General features: G+C 31.7%; 14 protein-coding genes and 4 pseudogenes. 6 read left to right on the forward strand and 12 right to left on the reverse strand.

Translation table 11 applies throughout. The features are described from left to right. The first annotated feature begins 4 nt into the window (after positions 1-4). Positions 5-1,708, forward strand: a complete 1,704-nt coding sequence (locus AAHM80_RS04510; protein ID WP_342259403.1) for a type IV secretion system DNA-binding domain-containing protein — start codon at positions 5-7, stop codon at positions 1,706-1,708. A 115-nt stretch (positions 1,709-1,823) separates the two neighbouring features. Here the strand turns inward: AAHM80_RS04510 and AAHM80_RS04515 are convergent, their stop codons facing one another. The 5 genes and pseudogenes from AAHM80_RS04515 to AAHM80_RS04535 all read right to left on the reverse strand — a co-directional run. After that, on the reverse strand, positions 1,824-2,789 hold the full coding sequence (locus AAHM80_RS04515) for an Rpn family recombination-promoting nuclease/putative transposase (RefSeq protein WP_342259404.1): 966 nt from the start codon (positions 2,787-2,789) through the stop codon (positions 1,824-1,826). A 32-nt stretch (positions 2,790-2,821) separates the two neighbouring features. Beyond that, a pseudogene (locus AAHM80_RS04520) lies at positions 2,822-5,777 on the reverse strand (AAA family ATPase); the annotation flags it as partial. Between the two features lie 16 nt (positions 5,778-5,793). Further along, the gene (locus AAHM80_RS04525; protein WP_342259405.1) at positions 5,794-6,354 is read right to left on the reverse strand and encodes an IS630 family transposase; all 561 of its coding nucleotides are present in this window, start codon (positions 6,352-6,354) and stop codon (positions 5,794-5,796) included. Continuing rightward, a complete protein-coding gene (locus AAHM80_RS04530) occupies positions 6,348-6,848 on the reverse strand; it encodes a helix-turn-helix domain-containing protein (protein ID WP_342259385.1) in 501 nt (166 codons plus the stop codon). Before AAHM80_RS04530 ends, AAHM80_RS04525 begins: the two co-directional genes overlap by 7 nt. 58 nt (positions 6,849-6,906) lie before the next feature. Further along, a pseudogene (locus tag AAHM80_RS04535) lies at positions 6,907-8,157 on the reverse strand (MobA/MobL family protein); the annotation flags it as partial. A gap of 406 nt (positions 8,158-8,563) precedes the next feature. Between AAHM80_RS04535 and AAHM80_RS04540 the strand changes: the two are divergent. Further along, positions 8,564-8,851 (forward strand): conjugal transfer protein TraD, encoded by a 288-nt coding sequence (locus AAHM80_RS04540; protein WP_342259406.1) that lies wholly within the window; start codon positions 8,564-8,566, stop codon positions 8,849-8,851. 82 nt (positions 8,852-8,933) lie between these two features. Here AAHM80_RS04540 and AAHM80_RS04545 read toward each other — a convergent pair whose 3' ends face one another. Both AAHM80_RS04545 and AAHM80_RS04550 read right to left on the reverse strand, forming a co-directional pair. Then, complete coding sequence (locus AAHM80_RS04545; protein ID WP_342260424.1) at positions 8,934-9,095, reverse strand: Txe/YoeB family addiction module toxin; 162 nt, start codon at positions 9,093-9,095, stop codon at positions 8,934-8,936. Positions 9,096-9,111: 16 nt separating this feature from the next. Next, a complete protein-coding gene (locus AAHM80_RS04550) occupies positions 9,112-9,756 on the reverse strand; it encodes a Panacea domain-containing protein (protein WP_342259407.1) in 645 nt (214 codons plus the stop codon). Positions 9,757-10,258: 502 nt separating this feature from the next. Here AAHM80_RS04550 and AAHM80_RS04555 point away from each other — a divergent pair. Then, positions 10,259-10,345: pseudogene (locus tag AAHM80_RS04555) on the forward strand (hypothetical protein); the annotation flags it as partial. Positions 10,346-10,956: 611 nt separating this feature from the next. Here the strand turns inward: AAHM80_RS04555 and AAHM80_RS04560 are convergent. From AAHM80_RS04560 to AAHM80_RS04575, 4 genes and pseudogenes are all read right to left on the reverse strand, one after another. Then, positions 10,957-14,145, reverse strand: a complete 3,189-nt coding sequence (locus AAHM80_RS04560) for a hypothetical protein (protein ID WP_342259408.1) — start codon at positions 14,143-14,145, stop codon at positions 10,957-10,959. A 397-nt stretch (positions 14,146-14,542) separates the two neighbouring features. Beyond that, a pseudogene (locus AAHM80_RS04565) lies at positions 14,543-14,887 on the reverse strand (IS1 family transposase); the annotation flags it as partial. A gap of 601 nt (positions 14,888-15,488) precedes the next feature. Next, positions 15,489-16,082: an HD domain-containing protein gene (locus AAHM80_RS04570; RefSeq protein WP_342259409.1), complete on the reverse strand. Its 594-nt coding sequence runs from the start codon at positions 16,080-16,082 to the stop codon at positions 15,489-15,491. A 242-nt stretch (positions 16,083-16,324) separates the two neighbouring features. Continuing rightward, complete coding sequence (locus tag AAHM80_RS04575) at positions 16,325-16,981, reverse strand: sensor histidine kinase (RefSeq protein ID WP_342259410.1); 657 nt, start codon at positions 16,979-16,981, stop codon at positions 16,325-16,327. Between the two features lie 190 nt (positions 16,982-17,171). Here AAHM80_RS04575 and AAHM80_RS04580 point away from each other — a divergent pair, with 190 nt between their 5' ends. Together AAHM80_RS04580 and AAHM80_RS04585 are read left to right on the forward strand one after the other, a co-directional pair. Continuing rightward, complete coding sequence (locus AAHM80_RS04580; protein WP_342259385.1) at positions 17,172-17,672, forward strand: helix-turn-helix domain-containing protein; 501 nt, start codon at positions 17,172-17,174, stop codon at positions 17,670-17,672. Further along, positions 17,666-18,226, forward strand: coding sequence for an IS630 family transposase (locus AAHM80_RS04585; protein WP_342259384.1), 561 nt, complete (start codon positions 17,666-17,668; stop codon positions 18,224-18,226). Before AAHM80_RS04580 ends, AAHM80_RS04585 begins: the two co-directional genes overlap by 7 nt. Here AAHM80_RS04585 and AAHM80_RS04590 read toward each other — a convergent pair. Then, on the reverse strand, positions 18,192-18,371 hold the full coding sequence (locus tag AAHM80_RS04590) for a hypothetical protein (protein WP_342259411.1): 180 nt from the start codon (positions 18,369-18,371) through the stop codon (positions 18,192-18,194). The genes AAHM80_RS04585 and AAHM80_RS04590 overlap by 35 nt on opposite strands. Positions 18,372-18,759: 388 nt before the next feature. Between AAHM80_RS04590 and AAHM80_RS04595 the strand changes: the two genes are divergently transcribed. Beyond that, complete coding sequence (locus AAHM80_RS04595; protein WP_342259412.1) at positions 18,760-19,560, forward strand: Dam family site-specific DNA-(adenine-N6)-methyltransferase; 801 nt, start codon at positions 18,760-18,762, stop codon at positions 19,558-19,560.

Genomic DNA, 19,560 nt, shown 5'->3' on the forward strand with positions numbered 1-19,560 from the left:
CTTAATGAGCTATCAAAATCATAATCAAAATAACTTTACTCGAGGCTCACAAATCTTTGCTCATCAATTCAGAATGTTTGGGCAAGGAAGTATAAATGCTGTTATGGTTGGGTTGGTACTAACTATTAGTTGGCTAATATGGCGTATATATCAGAAATTATCCTTAATTAGTTTTTATTATTTTATAATAGAGCGTTATGTTCAGTTAAAACTTGCAGTAGGACAATATTTTTATCCTGTTAATCAAATAGGTATCAAATTCTATTATTTAGAACAAAAAGCTTGGGTTTATCGTAATGCTCAAAGCTTCATTGATAAGTTCTGGTATGTTACACCTCACGGAGCAAGGATTGAGAAAATAGGGCAATTTTTATTATATTCAGCTTGGTTAGAAGTAATAATTATCTTTACTATTGGGATAATAACTTCCACAATCTTCTTTATCTACCAAGGCAAAAAAACAATTCGTCAAGATAAAATTAGGGGAGCAGATTTTGTAGAAGCTAAAATGTTGGCTAAAATGCTGCATCAAAATAACAAAGCCTCAAAAATTGAGTTTGCTGGTTTGCCGTTGGTAAAAAATAGTGAGAGGCAACATATTCTAATTACTGGTACTACCGGCAGCGGTAAAACTAATATGCTAAATGAATTACTACCACAAATTAGAAGGCAACAAGATAGAGCAATAATTATTGATCTGACAGGTAGTTTTATTGATAGATTTTTTGACTCTAGTTGTGATAAATTGCTTAACCCATTTGCAGAAAGTAGCGAGCATTGGCTACCTTGGAATGATTGTCAAGATGTTTCTGATTTTGATAATATAGCAAGTAGTTTTAGTAGCTATAATCCTAGGTTAGATGATTTTTTTGCTAAGAATGCCGAGCTAGTCTTAGCTGAAGGATTAAAATTATATCAAGATAGTAGGGATATTAAAAAGTTAATTGATAGCATTATTTATTCAGATAATAAACAATTTGCAAGAATTTTTAAAAACACTGCAGTAGCAGGTATTATAAGTAGCAGTGCTCCTGAGACATCTTCTGGTATTCAAGCAACTATTGGTAAAAACATTGCTGCTCTGCAACATTTAAAGCCTAATGGTAATTTTAGCATTAGAAGATGGTTTAGTGATACACTTGAGACGGGTTGGTTATTTATAACTAGCACGCCTAATCAAAGAGTAACATTGCGTCCATTAATTGCTGCTTGGATAAGTATTGCTATTAAAGCTTTAATGGATAGGGGTACTATCGATAATAACAATATGTGGTTTATTTTAGATGAGCTACCAGCCTTACAAAAAATATCCGCTTTGCCAATTGCTTTAGCTGAAGCACGTAAATATGGCGGATGTTTTGTTGCTGGTATGCAGAACATTTACCAGCTAGAGGAAATATATGGTTTTGCCGGCAGTAGCTCGATGCTTGATTTATTTAGTAGTAAGTTTATTTTTCGAGTTAGTGATCAACAAACAGCCCATAGAACTGCTTTAATGCTTGGTGAGCAGGAAATCATTGAGCCACAAGAAAATCTTTCTTATGGCTCTAACACTATGCGTGATGGAGTAAATATGAATAATATAGAGAAAAGAAAATTATTAGTAATGCCATCTGAAATTATGAATCTACCAAACCTTAGCTGCTATGTTAGGCTTGCAGGTAATATTCCTATTACTAAACTAACAATGAATTTGCAAACTCACTGAAATGTCAAAAGCCATTTTAAAGCGTTTTTAGAGGGGGTAAATGGCTTTATGTAGAAAAAAGTACATAAAAAGGGGAAATTACACTATAACCCCTCTCTAAACAGCTAATTTGGGTTTATTTTTTCTGAGTAAGAGATTGAAGAAAAGATTTGCTAAGACCAGTTACAGCAGAAATAAAAGCAACATCAGAGCCTTGAGCTAACATTTTCTTTGCTATTTCAAATCTCTCTTCAGCTTTACCTTCAGCTTTACCAACCTGGATGCCTTTAGCTTCACCGATCTGGATGCCTTGAACTATCCCTTTTTCTATACCCTCATCAATATATTTCTCAGCAATAGTTCTCATAATATTCTCCTCTTCTGTTGCAGTTAAATGACTCGATATTAGCCTCTCTAGCTCTTGTTGCTTACCTTCTTCTATCTTAGCCTCACTATACCATAAAAACGATCTTATGTAAATATAGCCTGTTGACTTATCTATACTAATATAGGATTTAAAATTTGTTAAAAGTTCATCCCACACCTTCAATATATCTCGCTGCTGTACATATTTGAGCATATATTCTAACATGCCAAAATGTTGCTTCTGCTTTATCTCATCATCAGACATTGCTTGCAAATCTATTAGCTTATAATCCTCACACATTAGTTGCTTTGCAAGCTTAGGATCGCTAAATAACTCAAACAAGTTCTTTGGCACATTAAACTTTCTAGTACCATGATAAAATACCATTGGTATTATCAACGGTATTTTATTTCTACCTTTTTTATGCCTTTCAGCTAATAGTAACATATATTTCCATAATTTGAGTGCCATCCAATATTTTGGTCTTATCTCCGCCTCAATCAACACATACACAAAGGCTTGCTCATTATCTTTAGTCTTAACAGAATAGACTAAATCACTAAGAGCTCTTTTTAGGTCATCCTCAACAAATGATTCTTTCTCTATTGTTATTTTGCTTAAATCAACTATTTCCTTAACCTCTTCTGGTAAATAATGTTCCAAAAATTCTTGGGCTGCTATTTGATTGACCATTATCTTTTTAAATAATGCATCATGTTTTAATTGAGTTGACATATTCTTAATTAGTTAATTATTATTAATATAATCTATATAGTACCTTTAACTACTATTCCCTGGTTTTTCTGCGTCTCTGCTGCATTTTGTAATTCATTTTTTATTTCCTTACCTATTACTGATTGTGGATTAATATATTGCATCACTTGTTTATCTTTGCCTATGGCAACTAAGTAATCTTCTGGTACGGGGTAGCTTTTACCTCTAAAATCATTTATTACTATATCACAGAATCTAACACTACCTAAATTATAATTAGGAGCAAACTTATTTTTCATTATTTGCAAATCTTTTGTTATTTTCTGCTCAATAGCTTTAGAACAGCTATTCTTGCTATAGAGAATAAAAGACTCTATGCCTTTTTCCTTATATATTTGCAAGGCTGTATTTATGTTCTCCTTAGTAGTAAATCTTTCCAATGATTTTATTTGCCATTGAAACTTCTGTAATATATCGTGATTTGCTGATTTCCCAAGTTCTAGTTCTATAGATTTGACTTGTGATTTATTATTGTCAGCATTATTAACTGGTTTTAATGACTCAGTAAATTTAGTTGTTTTTTCGTTTAGTGTTTCATTTGATATTAATTTTGCTATTTCAGGTTCTATAAACTTTTTAATAGATTCTGCTCCTTGAGCTTTGAGCATATCATTAAAATCCCCCATATCTTGCGGCATTATTACTGATACTACTGCACCCTTAGCTGTTAATTGTTCTTTAGCTTTAATAACACTATTAACTGATACGGCACTTTGTCCATCATTATCTGCCGCAATGATTATCTTCTCTCCTTTTGTAGGTTGATAATTCTTAATATTACTTATACCTAAACTACAGATGATTTTACCTTTAATACCTGCTTCCTGCAAACTTAAAGCTGTTTCTACTCCTTCTGCTATAATTGTTATGTTACTCCTTGACTTATTCCCTTGTTGATTATCTTGTTGAATTTCTACAAAACAACCACTAATTTTACCAAATGAACGTTTATTAACGGCAATATCAGCTTTAGCACCTGTTTCTTGGTTTAAATAGATCGATTGTCCACCAGTGATTCTACCTTCTTGATCTCGTGCGAAGGCAATTAAGGCTGGATAATATTGTTTGCTTTCATTATCCCACATCATGTTAATTTTAAGATCCCCGCTTAATTGAAATTTTTCTAATACTGCCTTAATTCCACGGTGCTTACCTAAATATTGTCTAGCTACATTATTATTAGTAGAATGTAGTATTGAGCTTGATTTTTCATGTAATCCTTCCGCTCGTTTTATCTTAGCTGCTTCTTTATCTTGTTCCTGTTGATTCTGGGTTTTATCTTGCCTGTAAGACTTATCTGCTACCAAATCCGCTAGCATATCTTGTTTATTGACAGTTGGCATACCAACCATTTCTTGCAAATATTTCTTGGTTTCAACAAAGTTACATTTTCTTTCTCTTTGTACTAAGGTAAATAAGTCTCCACCTTCACCTTTACTAAAATCATACCATATTCCAGCCTTACCTCCTTTAATCTTCATTGCTATTTTACCATCTTTTTCCCAGCGTAATATATAATTATTGGATAAAAGCTCATTTGGTCTACCAAGAAGACTATGTGCTATGTCTTCAGCTTTGAAAGATAGTAATTGCTTCAACTTTAGACTCTCTTGCTTGTTAATAAAATCATAATTAATGTTATTTGTCATATTTTTATTTTTTATATTATCCTGAGTAGAAGCATAATTTGTCATAATATCTTCTTGTAACTTAGTATTTATTTTTGGTTCTTGTTTATTGCTATTAGTTAACATTTTACCAGAGTTGTTTAACCCTTCTTGCAGTTGATTATTTTGAGCAAGATTTATGCTAGTCTGCTGCAAAACTTCTACTACTTTAACAAGTGATTCTGCTTTTACTGTCTGTTGATAATATTGCTTATTATTATGCAATCTATCCTCTATGTCATTGGCTACATATTTAAACCAATCACCTACTTTATTGATGATAGTAGGATTTTTATCTTCATTCATTTTATTTAAATCTTCTAAAGTTTTAAAATGCATACTTGCTAGCCTATTATCTATCCTAGCAAGTTGTGATATTAAACTTGCCATATTTCTTGTAGCCTGCCTATTACAGTACAGCTTGACTTGTTCTACATGCCTGGTCATCTCAACATAAGAGTTCCGAACATTACCAGCTAGATTATGTAAGACATATACATCTTTAATTGATGCTCCTTGAGCTTTATAGACTGTAGAAGCATAGCCGTGTTTAAAACTTATCCCTTCTGGATTAAATGCTATTTCTCTACCTTGATCTGTTTTAGCAACAAACTTATTGTTACTTACTGAAACTAGAGTAGCAAATTCACCATTTTCTATTTGTAAATCTTTGTCAGTAGCCTTAAATAAAATACGATCTCCTACCATATAATCTTCATATTGCTTATCTGATTTTGAGCCTAGAATAGAGCGACGATATTCTTTACCCGTTAGTAATCCACTTGCTTTTAATAATTCTCTTATTCCTTGATTAATACTATCTACTTCTTGGTTGCCTACAGTAATTATTAAACGTTCTTGTAGAGTAAATCTGCTACTATTCCAATCATCAATTAATCTTTCCATTGATTCTTCCAAAGTATGATCAATCTTTAACCCATTATGCCTCTCTAACAACACTATCCCAGCTGCAATATCTGACTTAGCAAAACATAAAGCCATTTCTCTTGCCCACTCCTGGCTTTGTCTTCTAATATCACTTAGTACATATGAACCAAATGTACTGGCAAATATTTCAAACATGCCACCTCGCTCGATTGAGGTTAGTTGCTTCTCATCTCCTGCTAATATTAAATTACAATTAGAGCTTCTTGCTATCTTAAATAATTCTAAATAATCACTATTACTTACCATTCCTGCTTCATCTACTACTAAACAAGCTATTATTTGGTAGAGTAATTTTACCATTATGCAATTTAAATAAAAATCCCTTTACCGTGTAATACTAATTGCAATAATTAACACGGTGTATTTATCCAGTCTCTATACATAATTGATTTTACTAAATCTACATTATGAGCAAATTGATTCCAAGCGTAACAAGCCATAGTGACGATATCTTCATATACACCATAACATTGGTTAGACAAGAAATGATTTTTGATCCATGCCCAAACTTGTTCCATTGCATTAAGTTCCGGTGCATAGGGAGGAAGCGGTATCAAAGTGATATTGCTTGGCACAGTTAGTTTTTTGGCTGTGTGCCAACCTGCATTATCCGTTAGTAAAGCTATATGTCGGTTGCCTTGAATACTGCGAGAAAGGTCTTCTAAGAATTTATTCATTGCCTGTGTATTTGCATATGGTAAAATTAATGCAAAAGCTTCTCCTGTATCATGGCAAGCAGCTCCATAAATATATGTTGAAATGAATTGCTGTTGCCGAACTTTACGGGGTCTAGTGCCACGCTTAGCCCATATACGAGTTAAGCTACCTTGTTGCCCAACTCGAGTTTCATCCTGAGACCATATATCAACTTTACATCTATCGATATTTTTTGGTAATAATTCTGTTAGCATGTCTGGGAAGTTTTTTTATATGTATTTTGAGTCTCTTGATTTGACTTTGGATGCATTGAACGAGAAGTAATCCAGCTAAAACCAAGGCGGTGCATAGTATTGTAGACTGTTTTTAAAGTACATTTAGCACCATATTCCTCAAGTAACATGATATGTAGCTCCTTTCCAGTTATATACCCACCAGTTTTACTTTCACTGAGCGTATTGATTTTATCAAAAAGAGCAGACTCTTGTATAGTGTTAATCTTCCTAGGGGCACCGCTTCTTTGTGATTCAAATAATCCTTCAAAACCATGATTCCTAAATCTTCTGAGCCATGATTGCACAGTTTTCCAGTGTGACTTCACTATTTCAGATATGGCTTTAAAAGATTTGCCTAATTGAAGGTAATACATCGCCAATAAACGTATACGATTTCGACCATGCGGCTCATGTTTCATCATTTTTATAAAATCATGACCATGAAAACCTTGCGGTAATATTAACCTAGCCATTTGAGTACCTTTATCAGTTAAAAACCCATTTTACACCACTGCGTTAATTATTGCAATTGGTATAACATTCTTGATATCCCTTACTTTTTAGCTCTGATACAGCTTTATGAGTAGGGCTAAGACCTATAATGTTTTGTCCATGGTGAGTAACAAGTTTATAGGCAGTAGCGAGTATTTGTGATTTACCAGTACCAGCTCTACCACGCAGCATTCTTATCCCATTATATTGCAGTAAAATGTGTTGTAACGCTTCTCTCTGAGAATCGCTAATGTTAGAAAGTTTTGCTATGTCTTCTTTTAAACTTGCTATATTACCGACTATGTTATAATTGATATTATCATGAATTTTATTAGCTATTCTTAGTAATCGTAGTTCTTCTTCTCGAACATCATAAGTAGTGTAATATTTAGTATCTTTGCCATCTTCATTATATATTTTTACTAACCTTTCTGAATTTAATACGTCTTGAATTAATTTTTGCTTTTCCTCTTGTCCTTGAATTTCTTTAACCGCTCTTACTACATCTTGTTTACTAAAAATAGCTTGATGGCTTATAATACGATTTAATACCCCATCACTATCTTTAATAATTTTTAGATGAGCTAGCTTGCGTAGCTTATTTTGCTCTGCTATTTCATTAATGATGTTTCTCATTCTTACAGGACCAAGATGTTGTTGTGGCATCATGCTTATTGAATCCACTCTATTTTCCAAACCTAATTTAGCAAAATATCTGTTCATTACTTCTTTGGCTCTTTGATGAATCATCTGTGATTCTGGAATAATAAATGCTTTCCCTTTAACTTTTTTAAATTCGGGATTTAAATCTACTGCTTTTGCTCCTAAACTCTTGCCGTCTTCTGTAAATCTCCTAGTAGTAACAAGCAGATGAGCATGCCAATTTTGTTCTCCATTATGGGGCTTATGTATATCTACTTGCACTCCTAAACCATTTTTTATCCATGCCATCTCTTCTATTATTTCATGGGTAATGGCTATTCTATCTTGTAATTCTAGTTCTTTATCATCAGGCAAGGCTATAACAATATCCTTTAATAACTGGCTATTCTTTCTTTTCTCTGCCCGTTCTACTTCATTCATCAATATTTCAGGGTCTTTAAATCTTCGATCTACATAGCTAGGTAGTAAAACTGTATGATAGACGTTATCTCCTTTTCTAGCAAAATTATAAGTAACATTAGTCTGATGATCTTTAATAATCATCCTCGCATTATAAGCGGCTTTACAACAGCTATTTCCTCCTGAGCTTCTATTTACTATCTCGATCCTTGCAAATTGTATCGCCATAATTCTTTACTGTTCATTATCTCAATCTTGCATTACATTACCATGTAAATTTTAAATCATTGACTAGAATCTAGATCAAATGAACCAACAAAAAAAACAATAAACCTTTGGTTTATATATTGCGTAGTAACCTAATCTGAAGTTAGGTTACTAACCTCTTCTACGTAGCTTTTCAGTTACTACTGAAAATAATGGCAATATCTGTTTATATTAATTTGCTGGTTCGGTAGGAGTGGAAATTCTTGAATTGTCCTATCCATTTATTATTGCTTTTAGTCTTCTGTTGTATCAATTATCTGGTTCAAAAAAATATGAAATTTTTATTGGAACTCTATAATTCATTGGACTTCTTAAATTTATTGTGCATTCATGACATGTAAGCAATAATTTAGAATATTATACTTATATGGAAAATGTCATAAAACAAAGATTAAAATTACAACAAAAGAAAGCTAAAATTATTACTGAAGAAGCTAAACTTAAAATTATAGAAAGAAAAATGCGTACTCGTCGCTTAATTGAGCTGGGCGGATTGATTGCTAAAGCAAAGCTAGATGACTTACCTACCAATAGTTTATTTGGAGCATTAGTTTCTTTGAAAAATGAATTAACAGAGTCCCCACATATCAAAGACCAATGGACTAAAATTGGTAGGGATATTTTTGATAATCCTGATTTTTACACGATAAAGTAAGCGTCAGTCCTGATTTTCATAGGTTCTTCCAAAATATCTAATATTTGAGTGGCACAGTATACTTTGTCCCGTTTGTTATCATTTAACGGTGTTCTTGGTCGATTCTTCTTGACCAAGAAACGTTAAGTTTATGTTTTAATGCTTCAGGCTTCCCTTTACCATAATAAGGTATCTGTTCAATATTGTTAATTAATACCTGAATTCGTTTCGTTATTTTAAGGTTATGTTGTTTCCAAAATTGCAGCTAAGACCAAGCGTTACTAGACCAAATAATGGTTAATTTTTTCATGCCTAATCCCTTTTCCTGCTTTAAGTTCCTCTATTGATTGCAAGATTTCATTAGTCACGTCTTCCGCTGGAACTCCACTATCATAATTCATCCACCATTGCTCTTCTGCAGTTTCAATTGTTAACTCATCTTCTTTTGACATCAATAAAAAGTCAGCGTTAATTAATCTTTTAAAAAATTCACTCATCTTTTGTTTACTAATAATCTTGTTATCCGTAGTCATAGCATCACGCCAAATTGAATGTTCGTGAGTTAGCTGGCGTAAGTAAGAGGCGGTATGCTCTCCATAAATAGCATACACTTTATGGATCAATGTTTTTTCTTCCCTGTCATATAAGTCAAAATCAATTTCACCAGGGGATGGGATAGCACTATCTTTGAAATTATCAAATGTTCTACGTAAGTCCCTAGCTACAGGTCCATGTTCCCAGGCTTCAATTTCTTCATTAAATAAGGGTCTGTCTAATAAGGCTAGACTAACCCCTTGAGCCAAATAAATTAACTTCTGAAACTTTAGTTGAGTTATGGTATCTCCAGCTTCTCTATCTACTAAGACCAGAAAGTAATTAGCTACATCAAAACAACTTAATATCCTTTTTTCTGTTTTTGTTTGCATAGTTTTATTATCTAATGTTAATCACTGTTTTTAAAACCTCTCTCTTTACTATTGGACTTTAGACAAAAACCTCTGTTTTTTCACAAAATAGAAAGTTTTATAAAAAACTATTATTCTGAGTTACCTTTTTAAGGTTATTATTAATCTATAGTTAATATTCTTACAATTTTAGGTAAATTATTTTATATAATAGATAAATTATAAATTGCTAAATATAGGCTAAATTATTTTGTCCAAAGTCCAATTTACTATTATAACGCAATTTTATTATTATCAATATATTCTTAGCAAGAAATAGTCTGATTTTCTCCTAATTCTTGTTGTGTATAGCTTTTTTTTTCTTAAAAAATGATAAAATTGCTTCCCACGCTTGGTCTTCTATGTAATACTTCATATTGGTAGTTCCTTGGTTTCAATAACTAGAAACTACCATTTCTTTTTACTATTGCAACTTCTTTATTCTCCTCTGCTAACTTAACAAAAAATTTTGTCAACAGAACCTAGGGAGGAAGCAAAATATGCCATATTTGAATATATAGAAGTATTTTATAATCGTATAAGGATGCATTCAACTAATGACTATCTATAACCTGTACAATACGAGGAAATGCAAAAATGTGCCTAAACAAACTGTCCGGAAAACAGTTGACAGTTCACTTGCAGTGCAGAGTGGTTAACTAATGCACCTATTATCTTAAACACAGTTGGGGTTGCTTAACATTTCTTGAAGATCAGATAACTGCTTCTCAACATATTTATCTATTTCAGAGTGATCAATAATAGGGGCTATTGTATATAACCTTGTTCGCAAAATGTTTAAATCATTTAAGTTTAAGTTTGAGTTTGTATATTGTTTGATGAAATTAATAAAATTTAGATCCCAACGTGTTCTGTTATTATCCTCAAACAACTGAATCCAACTTAGAATAAAGGGTAATCGAGTAGTTTTATCTATTAACATCCAAGGTATTAGAATTTCATGTGGAATGCTATTAAGTAATGTATCGTTATTATTATCATAACTGATATAAATTTTGAATATCTCATAATATTTATCCAATACTAGCTCAGGAGATATGAGGATTAAATGCTTGATTAGCTTTACTATGCTAGGAATTATAGTAGCATTCCCAAAGATAAAATTAATTAATTGAATATTAAACTTATCATTTGTGTATCCCTTCTCAAAGAGTAGCAGAACTACATAACTCCACTGGTATAAAAATATGAATCCATATCATATAATGCGGTATTAAGAATAATATCTTTGAAATCATCTAACAACGAATCTTCTATAGTGAAATCTTTATCTAAAAAGTAATGTAAAAGTTGCAATGTTTCACATGTGTTCTTATCATGCAAAATCTTGATTAGTGAAATAATAAAATCAGGATTTTGAATATGATTTTTATTAACAGCATACATAACTTGATTAGGTTTTATAGTACCTTCTTTTAAAAGGACTAATACCTTTTTCATAAGATTTTCATCTAACCCTACAGGTACTATAAATTTAAGTGCTGAATCTTGTAGATTTTTATCATTTAGAATAAGTTCTAGGTACTTTATACCTTTGTTTCTATCTTTCTGTGAGATACCGCCAAGAATGATTGATAATAGATCTGAAACCACTTCTATATTAGTACTAGATGTTCTATTGTTTAATATATCCTGAAAAAGATTTTCAGGATCTTCGATATGTTGTACAATAAAAGTAACACCGTGCTTTAAACTATCTTGATTATACTGAACCACAACTAATAATTTATTTAACACGGAAAAAAAAGATTCACTTTTTTTAGGATGAGTTTTAATCAATTCATTAAGTTTATTTGGAACATAATCTGTACTACTAGATGTTTCAGTACTATAAGAAACATTAGGATCATAGGTATAAACTGGATCACAGCTGCAATAGAAGCAAATTTGACCTGTTATATCCTTTGGTAAGGATTCATTATAATATGTTAGAAGTTTTTCTTTATACTCTTCGTTTATTCCTTTATCTATGTCAAAATGCAAAAACCTATTTAATGCATGTAAATGCCGATACCAATAACAATGCATCTCTACAATTCGATCAATCATCTCTTTAATTTCATCAAACAAAGGTTCAATTAAAAATAACTGTCTTAGCTTATTTCCAATGATATCTAAAGTAATCTCTGGATTCTTATCTTCTAAAGCTATTTTTTTAAGACGAGATAAAGCTTCTTTATAATGATCAAGTTGTTCATTTCTTGTTTTAGGTGTCCAATCCTCTTCTATTTTGAAAATCATAGATTCCAATTCAGGTCTACTAAAGGATCGAACAGTAAGCATACTACCCAAAGCTTTAATGCAGAGTGTACGAACACGTATATCTTGACTTTGCAACCCCTCATCCAATATTGATAGCCTATTTTGTGAAGAAACCTCTGTACCTGACAAGTATAACTGAAATAACCGTTTGAAAATATCAGCAGCAGCAACTGCACCAAGATTATCACATTTTGTTACTGCACCAAGTTTTAAGAGTAATTTTGCAGCATCATGAAATGTATTACGAGAAAAAACTAATCTTTCTAATGCATATACTATGTTATATAGTTGTTCCTTTGAAAGCTCCTTTAGCTCATCTATTGATTTGTTCTTAAGTAAATTATTTAAACCTCGCATAGTGGGCTTTGGAATAATGAGAACCAATGGATTGAGTAATAGTAAACTAAAACTGTTATTTAGTTTCGTTTCATCACAAAGTGCTTCCTTAAGTACATTTAAAGCAAATTCTTTCACTTTATCATTGTTTGAAAGCCAACATAAACGCTTCATCATCTTTAATTTCATATCATTGTTAACTGAATAATAAAGTTCTTTTAATGAACCATCCATATTCCTTTCAAGCCATTGTTCTACTAAAATTATGGCAATAGGGATAGGTTGAACCATACAATAGTTCCCTTGACGATATACAACACCTCTACTAATAAAGCTCTGTAAATCATAGTACATGTTGCGTACATTCTCACTATAATAACTAGTAATACTCTTAAGTTCTTCAACTACATCATTTTCCATTCCAACATCAGTAAAAAGACTTAAAAGTTGTAGACTTTTATAAGCAGACTTATCTTCTTGACTTTCCCCCCAAATAATACGATTCATTAGTGGGATTACAGATATTAGCTCTTTATCTTCAGCTTTTAACGCTTGGGTCAACAATATTGCCATGTTAGGGAAACCCATAGATAACTTTAAAATTAATCTATTATTCATACTAATTAAATTTGAATGTTCTTTATCTACCGCTGCCTTAGCAATTTTCTCAATGAGATCATCTGAAGCTGGTTGAAGAATAATATGATTTTCCTGGTATGTTTTTATCTCTATTCCTATTGTTATTAGTAAAATTTTTGAGTCTTGACGTTTAACAATCTCTATCAACTTTGAATGCACTTCATCAGGACACCTATCAACAATAAGTAATACATAAGATCCGGAATCAGCAATTTTACGTACCGTTGGTAGCATATCTTCAACATCTTTATATAAATAATAGATCACCTGTCCTGTACTACCGTTAACAAGCTGAAAATCTTCACTCTTAACAAACTGATGTACAAAGCGGGTTTTACCATATCCAGATGGAGCAGTTATTCTTATACTCTCTCCTCCAATAAACTTAGACATGAATTGTGTGATTTCACCAAAAGACATATTAGAAACAGTGGAACAATTATTGTTCTGTGATTGTTCACTTTTAGTATTTTTTACTAAATAACGCTTATCCTCACTTTGCTGAAACTCAATTTTGTAAATCTCAGGTGCATTACTCCATTGTTCAAATGATTGAAAACCCTCGGAAATATTAGATCGTAGCTGATTAATCCATAATGCAACTGATGGATATTGATTTGTCCATGCAGCAAGCTTATTAGAATCATAAATATCGATTTGTAAGCTAGATGCATCGTTCAAATTGATTTTTTTTTTGATTATATCAATAAAATTGTCAATTTGCTTTTGTACTAAAGGACCTGTAGTCGCAATAATATATGCACCATTTTTCTCCATGGCTTTTAGTATAGCATCGTTTGGTTCTTGTATAGAAGATTCTTTAGGCTTCTTTTTAACAACTTCATTTTCAACAATACTACGTGTGAGCTTGATATTTTTACACTGAAATATCGTATGTCGATTTGGAAAGTAATCAGTTCTTTCTACATGATCATTCCATGAAACACTTGCATCCTCACCACCATCAGGTATAGTTATTTGTGCTGGAATATGTGCAGCATTTTGAGGAAGAGAATTTTTTTTGAGTTCTGCATATATTAAGTGCCTAATAAGAGCAACAATTTGTTTTTCATCAAGTTCTTCAATTTGTTTAGATTCTACTTCAAATATCATATATTTTGCTTAATTTTTAACTTAAATAGGACTTAGCTAGATATCTGCTAATCACGTACAACATTATGTCTGAAATGCCACCTCTCATTTGACCCCTTAGACCTTAGCATTGCCTATAAGTAGTTTTGGTTGTATTTTATATCGTTTAGTTATTATATTAACATATAATATAACTAGTAGCTTGAATTAAAGTGTTATATTTGTTACAGTAATGAGTACCATTACTCAACTATTTGAATTAAAATGACCAATAATTAAGCATCAAATTTACTTCATAATACTTATGGGTAATGCTAAGATTGAACCAGACGCTTACGACAATAACACATCTAAACAAATTAATATATAGTATTTTTGGGTAGTTCCATACATGAGTCAGTAAGATATTTAGAGTATCACTTCTATCACCAAAGGCATGAACTATGATACACTTGAGGTCCGGTTCCCAGGCATACCACAGCCAGCTTTGTAGTTTTTTGCCTCTGACAAATGACCACATTTTATCAACCTCACAGATGAGCAACACTTTCAGTGCATTATTCATAGCAAGATCAATTATTTGTTCTTTGATGCCAGGTCTACAAGCATGATAAATATAATCAAGCTGAAAAGTTTTGTTACACTGCTGACAACGATAACGCTGATGCTGCATACTACCCTTACCATGTTTTTTTACATAATCCAGTTGATTACAAAATCGACATTTTACTTCTACTGTTACCTTACTATTACCATACGTGATCTCTATAAAAATCACTAGTATACACAATAATTAGTCCATCCGCCAAAACTCTACAAGCCCTATAGATAATAGGGTTTTATGGCATAAAATAATAGCAAAATCCATAAGAAAATGAGGATTTTAGTATCAAAAGCTTATGGAAATAAGAAAAAGTAGTAGTGGGAAAATTTAGTGCGTTTTAAGAAATAACGTTAATTCGGGATAAGGATTAGTAAAAATAGCAGACATATATACACTACGAAGAGCAATTAATGTATGAATTCACAGAAATGCAATTTATACATATCCAAAATCTTGTATTAGTTATAGCTAAAGCATTTTTACTAATCCTTATCCCGAATTAACGTAAATAGGCTGTTTTTTGACAAAAAAATTTAAATTAGCCCTCAAAATCGTAGTAATTTGTTCTAAAATCGTACAGTTTTTGGGAATTAGTGCCTAAAATAATATTTTCTTGAGTTTTGGCGGATGGACTAATTAACAAATTGAATACATGACCCAAAAAGATTTGTTTTGAGGCTCAATCTAATAGTTTTTAGATATGATTTCAGTATCAAATAGCTAGTTTCGAAAGAAGTATATATTTTCCATTATAATTTGTTCAACAGTTTGTATCAACTAATCGATTATTATCAGATATATTCTGCAGGATTTCGTAATTGAAGATTACATTGAGACAGTGTTGTTCTAATTCCCTAGCAAGCTTAGGTATTTTTAAGTAAGCAGCTAATGATAAAAATATCTGTAAAGTTTCTGAAGTTGTTTGCCAAATTTTGTCAAGAGGCTTAGCCCTTACTGTCTGCATATTATGCAATCTATCACATAGCTTAATTAATAATAAATCCTCTTTTTTTTGCATATATAATATCTTAACCATTTCTACGGCACTAATCTTATAATCTTTCTTAATTCTGGTTAAATCTTTAACATAATATGCTATCTTATCATTAAATGCTTTTGCTATTATTTCTTGAGTACATTCTGTGTCCTCAATAACATCATGTAATATGGCAGTAACAATAACATCAGTTTTAAATGAATAGTCAGCAACCATATAGGCAACTTCTAAAGTATGAGTGTAAAATAATTCTCCAGTTTTACGCTTTTGTCCACTGTGATATTTTTTGGCATAGTAAATAGCCTTAGTAACTTGGTTCAAATCTATCTTATTTATTGCACATTTATTTAATAGCAAAAGTTTTTGTAATAATTCTTTTACTATAATAACAATTATAAGACTCCTTATACTTACAAGTAAAGTGATTTACAAACATATTGTGCCATGTGGTAAATTAATAATTCAAGTTTAGTTAACTAACGGTAATAATCAAGAAATTTTATCAGTAGGTCAAAATATTTCCCTCATGTTAAACTTCTTTCACAAGAAGTATTTAAGGTCTTGTAATTTGATTTACAAAACCTTAAATTGCTTAGTGATTATTGATGATATATAGGCAATGTTACTGGTATATCACATGTAACAGTCGTACTCTTACCCTCTTCACTTTCAACGTGAATATCTCCATGCATTTCATCGATCAACCTTTTAACAAAGGTCAGTCCTAAATTTAATCGTTTATATCCAGTTGCAAAATTAAATTCAGTATCCTTACTTCTAATATATTGCTGTATTTCTTCAGATATGCCAATACCTGTATCATGAATAATAAGTTGTAGCATCATCTCTTTATTATCTTCAGCTATAGTAGTAGGAAATAGATTTACTGTCACAATAACTTTGCCTTTTTCAGTAAATTTAACTGAATTAGCTACTAATTGTTCTAATATTACCGATATCCAGTAACTATCACCAATAATAATCTTTGCTATATTGTACTGCAAATTATAAAAAAGATCTAAACCTTTAGCCTTAGCTTCTGTTATAATTTTATTAATAGTGTCATTGACTAATTGCTCTAGATCAAAAGCTTGTAAATCTATGGGAACTAATTTAGTATCTTGTTGTAAAAAATTTACTAGATTATGAGAATAATCAATTAGTCCTTTAGCACAATCGATAACAACATTAGATAAGGTATCTTTCTTGTTACTATCTGTTTCTACTCCATAAAGTGTCAGTAGCTCAGAGAGCATTGCATTACATGATATATCTAATTTATTACTAATGTTTTTAATTAAATCTATCTTAAATAGATTAGATTCTTTTAGTGAATGCTTTGCTTTTTGTAATTCTAGTGCTAATTCTTGATCCTTATCTATAATACCAATTGCAATAATTAACGCAGTGGTATAAAATGGGTTTTTAACTGATAAAGGTACTCAAATGGCTAGGTTAATATTACCGCAAGGTTTTCATGGTCATGATTTTATAAAAATGATGAAACATGAGCCGCATGGTCGAAATCGTATACGTTTATTGGCGATGTATTACCTTCAATTAGGCAAATCTTTTAAAGCCATATCTGAAATAGTGAAGTCACACTGGAAAACTGTGCAATCATGGCTCAGAAGATTTAGGAATCATGGTTTTGAAGGATTATTTGAATCACAAAGAAGCGGTGCCCCTAGGAAGATTAACACTATACAAGAGTCTGCTCTTTTTGATAAAATCAATACGCTCAGTGAAAGTAAAACTGGTGGGTATATAACTGGAAAGGAGCTACATATCATGTTACTTGAGGAATATGGTGCTAAATGTACTTTAAAAACAGTCTACAATACTATGCACCGCCTTGGTTTTAGCTGGATTACTTCTCGTTCAATGCATCCAAAGTCAAATCAAGAGACTCAAAATACATATAAAAAAACTTCCCAGACATGCTAACAGAATTATTACCAAAAAATATCGATAGATGTAAAGTTGATATATGGTCTCAGGATGAAACTCGAGTTGGGCAACAAGGTAGCTTAACTCGTATATGGGCTAAGCGTGGCACTAGACCCCGTAAAGTTCGGCAACAGCAATTCATTTCAACATATATTTATGGAGCTGCTTGCCATGATACAGGAGAAGCTTTTGCATTAATTTTACCATATGCAAATACACAGGCAATGAATAAATTCTTAGAAGACCTTTCTCGCAGTATTCAAGGCAACCGACATATAGCTTTACTAACGGATAATGCAGGTTGGCACACAGCCAAAAAACTAACTGTGCCAAGCAATATCACTTTGATACCGCTTCCGCCCTATGCACCGGAACTTAATGCAATGGAACAAGTTTGGGAATGGATCAAAAATCATTTCTTGTCTAACCAATGTTATGGTGTATATGAAGATATCGTCACTATGGCTTGTTACGCTTGGAATCAATTTGCTCATAATGTAGATTTAGTAAAATCAATTATGTATAGAGACTGGATAAATACACCGTGTTAATTATTGCAATTGGTATAAAACTGTATTCTTGGTCAGATGGCATTAATGTGACAGATATGGGAGATAATTGCAATGTCCAAGCTTGCTGCACCATATTTTTAACTTTATTGTTATCTTTTTGTTGATTTGTGTGATTACTTATCATAACATTTCCTTGCTGTTGAAGTTAAAAAAAAGACAGCTCAGAGGTTAAGGTGATAAGATGTTGTAGTTTTTAACTTAACCTCTGAACTAGAGTTGCACCATACAGCTCTTAACCAAGAGAGATATCACCACAATTCTTGGAAGTACAGAGGATTTAAGAGCCTTTTTGCCAGATTTTTTTATAATATGACAAAAAGCTGCATAAATGAGACAGACTTAAAATATAATATTTGTTAGCCCTATTTTTTATCAATTATACATAGATAAAAATAACACTAAATGATGCTATAATAAACACTAAAATCCCTTTGACTATGCTGTTTTGCTGGCATTTAAGCCTATTTTCTGATATAATCTTTAGTAGAAAAATTAAAGATAAATAATAAATCATGTCAGTACAAAACTTAAGTAAACCCCAACCATTCTTACAATGGGTGGGTGGTAAAAGAAAAATTGTTGATCAACTAGTTAAATTTATTCCTGAAAAACTAAACAACTACTATGAACCATTTCTTGGTGGTGGAGCTTTGTTCTTTCATGTACGAGATAAATTTAAACAATGCTATTTATCTGATATTAACCTTGAGCTAGTAACATCCTATAATGCAGTTAAGAAAAATCCTGATGCGGTTAGTAAATTACTAGACTCACATAAAGCAAAACACTCTAAAGAGCATTATTATCAAGTGAGAGCTAATAATGATAGTAGTGATCCAACAAAAATTACTGCAAGATTTATTTATCTTAATAGATATTCATTTAAAGGTATTTACCGGGTTAATATCAACGGAGAACCAGCTCAAAGCTTTTCAGGCAGGAATTATAGTAAATCTGATATTGCCTCTCGATTAAAACAATGTAGCAACCTTTTAACTGGCACGTCCATTTGTGCTATAGATTTTTCTTTTATCGAGCCTCAGAAAAATGACTTTGTCTATTTCGATCCACCTTATCACAAATCTGGTGAGACATTTTATACTAGATTGCCATTTGATGAACAAGAACAAATGAGACTAAGAGATTTTGCTAAGGAACTAGATAATAAAGATGTTAAGTTTATAATTTCTAATAGTAATACTCCTTTTATTAGAAGCTTGTACAAAGATTTTAATATTAATATTATCAAGGTTACCTATTCTATGCCCCAAACAAGAAAAACTTCTGATGAAGTAATTGTTACAAATTACTAA

Origin of the sequence: Candidatus Tisiphia endosymbiont of Metellina segmentata (assembly GCF_964030715.1) — a bacterium.
In the GTDB taxonomy this organism is placed as follows: domain Bacteria; phylum Pseudomonadota; class Alphaproteobacteria; order Rickettsiales; family Rickettsiaceae; genus Tisiphia.

Coding starts and splice junctions, on each gene's coding strand:
- AAHM80_RS04510 (WP_342259403.1), top strand. CDS start 5: ATGAGCTATCAAAATCATAATCAAAATAACTTTACTCGAGGCTCACAA.
- AAHM80_RS04515 (WP_342259404.1), bottom strand. CDS start 2,789: ATGTCAACTCAATTAAAACATGATGCATTATTTAAAAAGATAATGGTC.
- AAHM80_RS04525 (WP_342259405.1), bottom strand. CDS start 6,354: ATGCTAACAGAATTATTACCAAAAAATATCGATAGATGTAAAGTTGAT.
- AAHM80_RS04530 (WP_342259385.1), bottom strand. CDS start 6,848: ATGGCTAGGTTAATATTACCGCAAGGTTTTCATGGTCATGATTTTATA.
- AAHM80_RS04540 (WP_342259406.1), top strand. CDS start 8,564: ATGGAAAATGTCATAAAACAAAGATTAAAATTACAACAAAAGAAAGCT.
- AAHM80_RS04550 (WP_342259407.1), bottom strand. CDS start 9,756: ATGCAAACAAAAACAGAAAAAAGGATATTAAGTTGTTTTGATGTAGCT.
- AAHM80_RS04560 (WP_342259408.1), bottom strand. CDS start 14,145: ATGATATTTGAAGTAGAATCTAAACAAATTGAAGAACTTGATGAAAAA.
- AAHM80_RS04575 (WP_342259410.1), bottom strand. CDS start 16,981: ATGCTCTCTGAGCTACTGACACTTTATGGAGTAGAAACAGATAGTAAC.
- AAHM80_RS04580 (WP_342259385.1), top strand. CDS start 17,172: ATGGCTAGGTTAATATTACCGCAAGGTTTTCATGGTCATGATTTTATA.
- AAHM80_RS04585 (WP_342259384.1), top strand. CDS start 17,666: ATGCTAACAGAATTATTACCAAAAAATATCGATAGATGTAAAGTTGAT.
- AAHM80_RS04590 (WP_342259411.1), bottom strand. CDS start 18,371: ATGATAAGTAATCACACAAATCAACAAAAAGATAACAATAAAGTTAAA.
- AAHM80_RS04595 (WP_342259412.1), top strand. CDS start 18,760: ATGTCAGTACAAAACTTAAGTAAACCCCAACCATTCTTACAATGGGTG.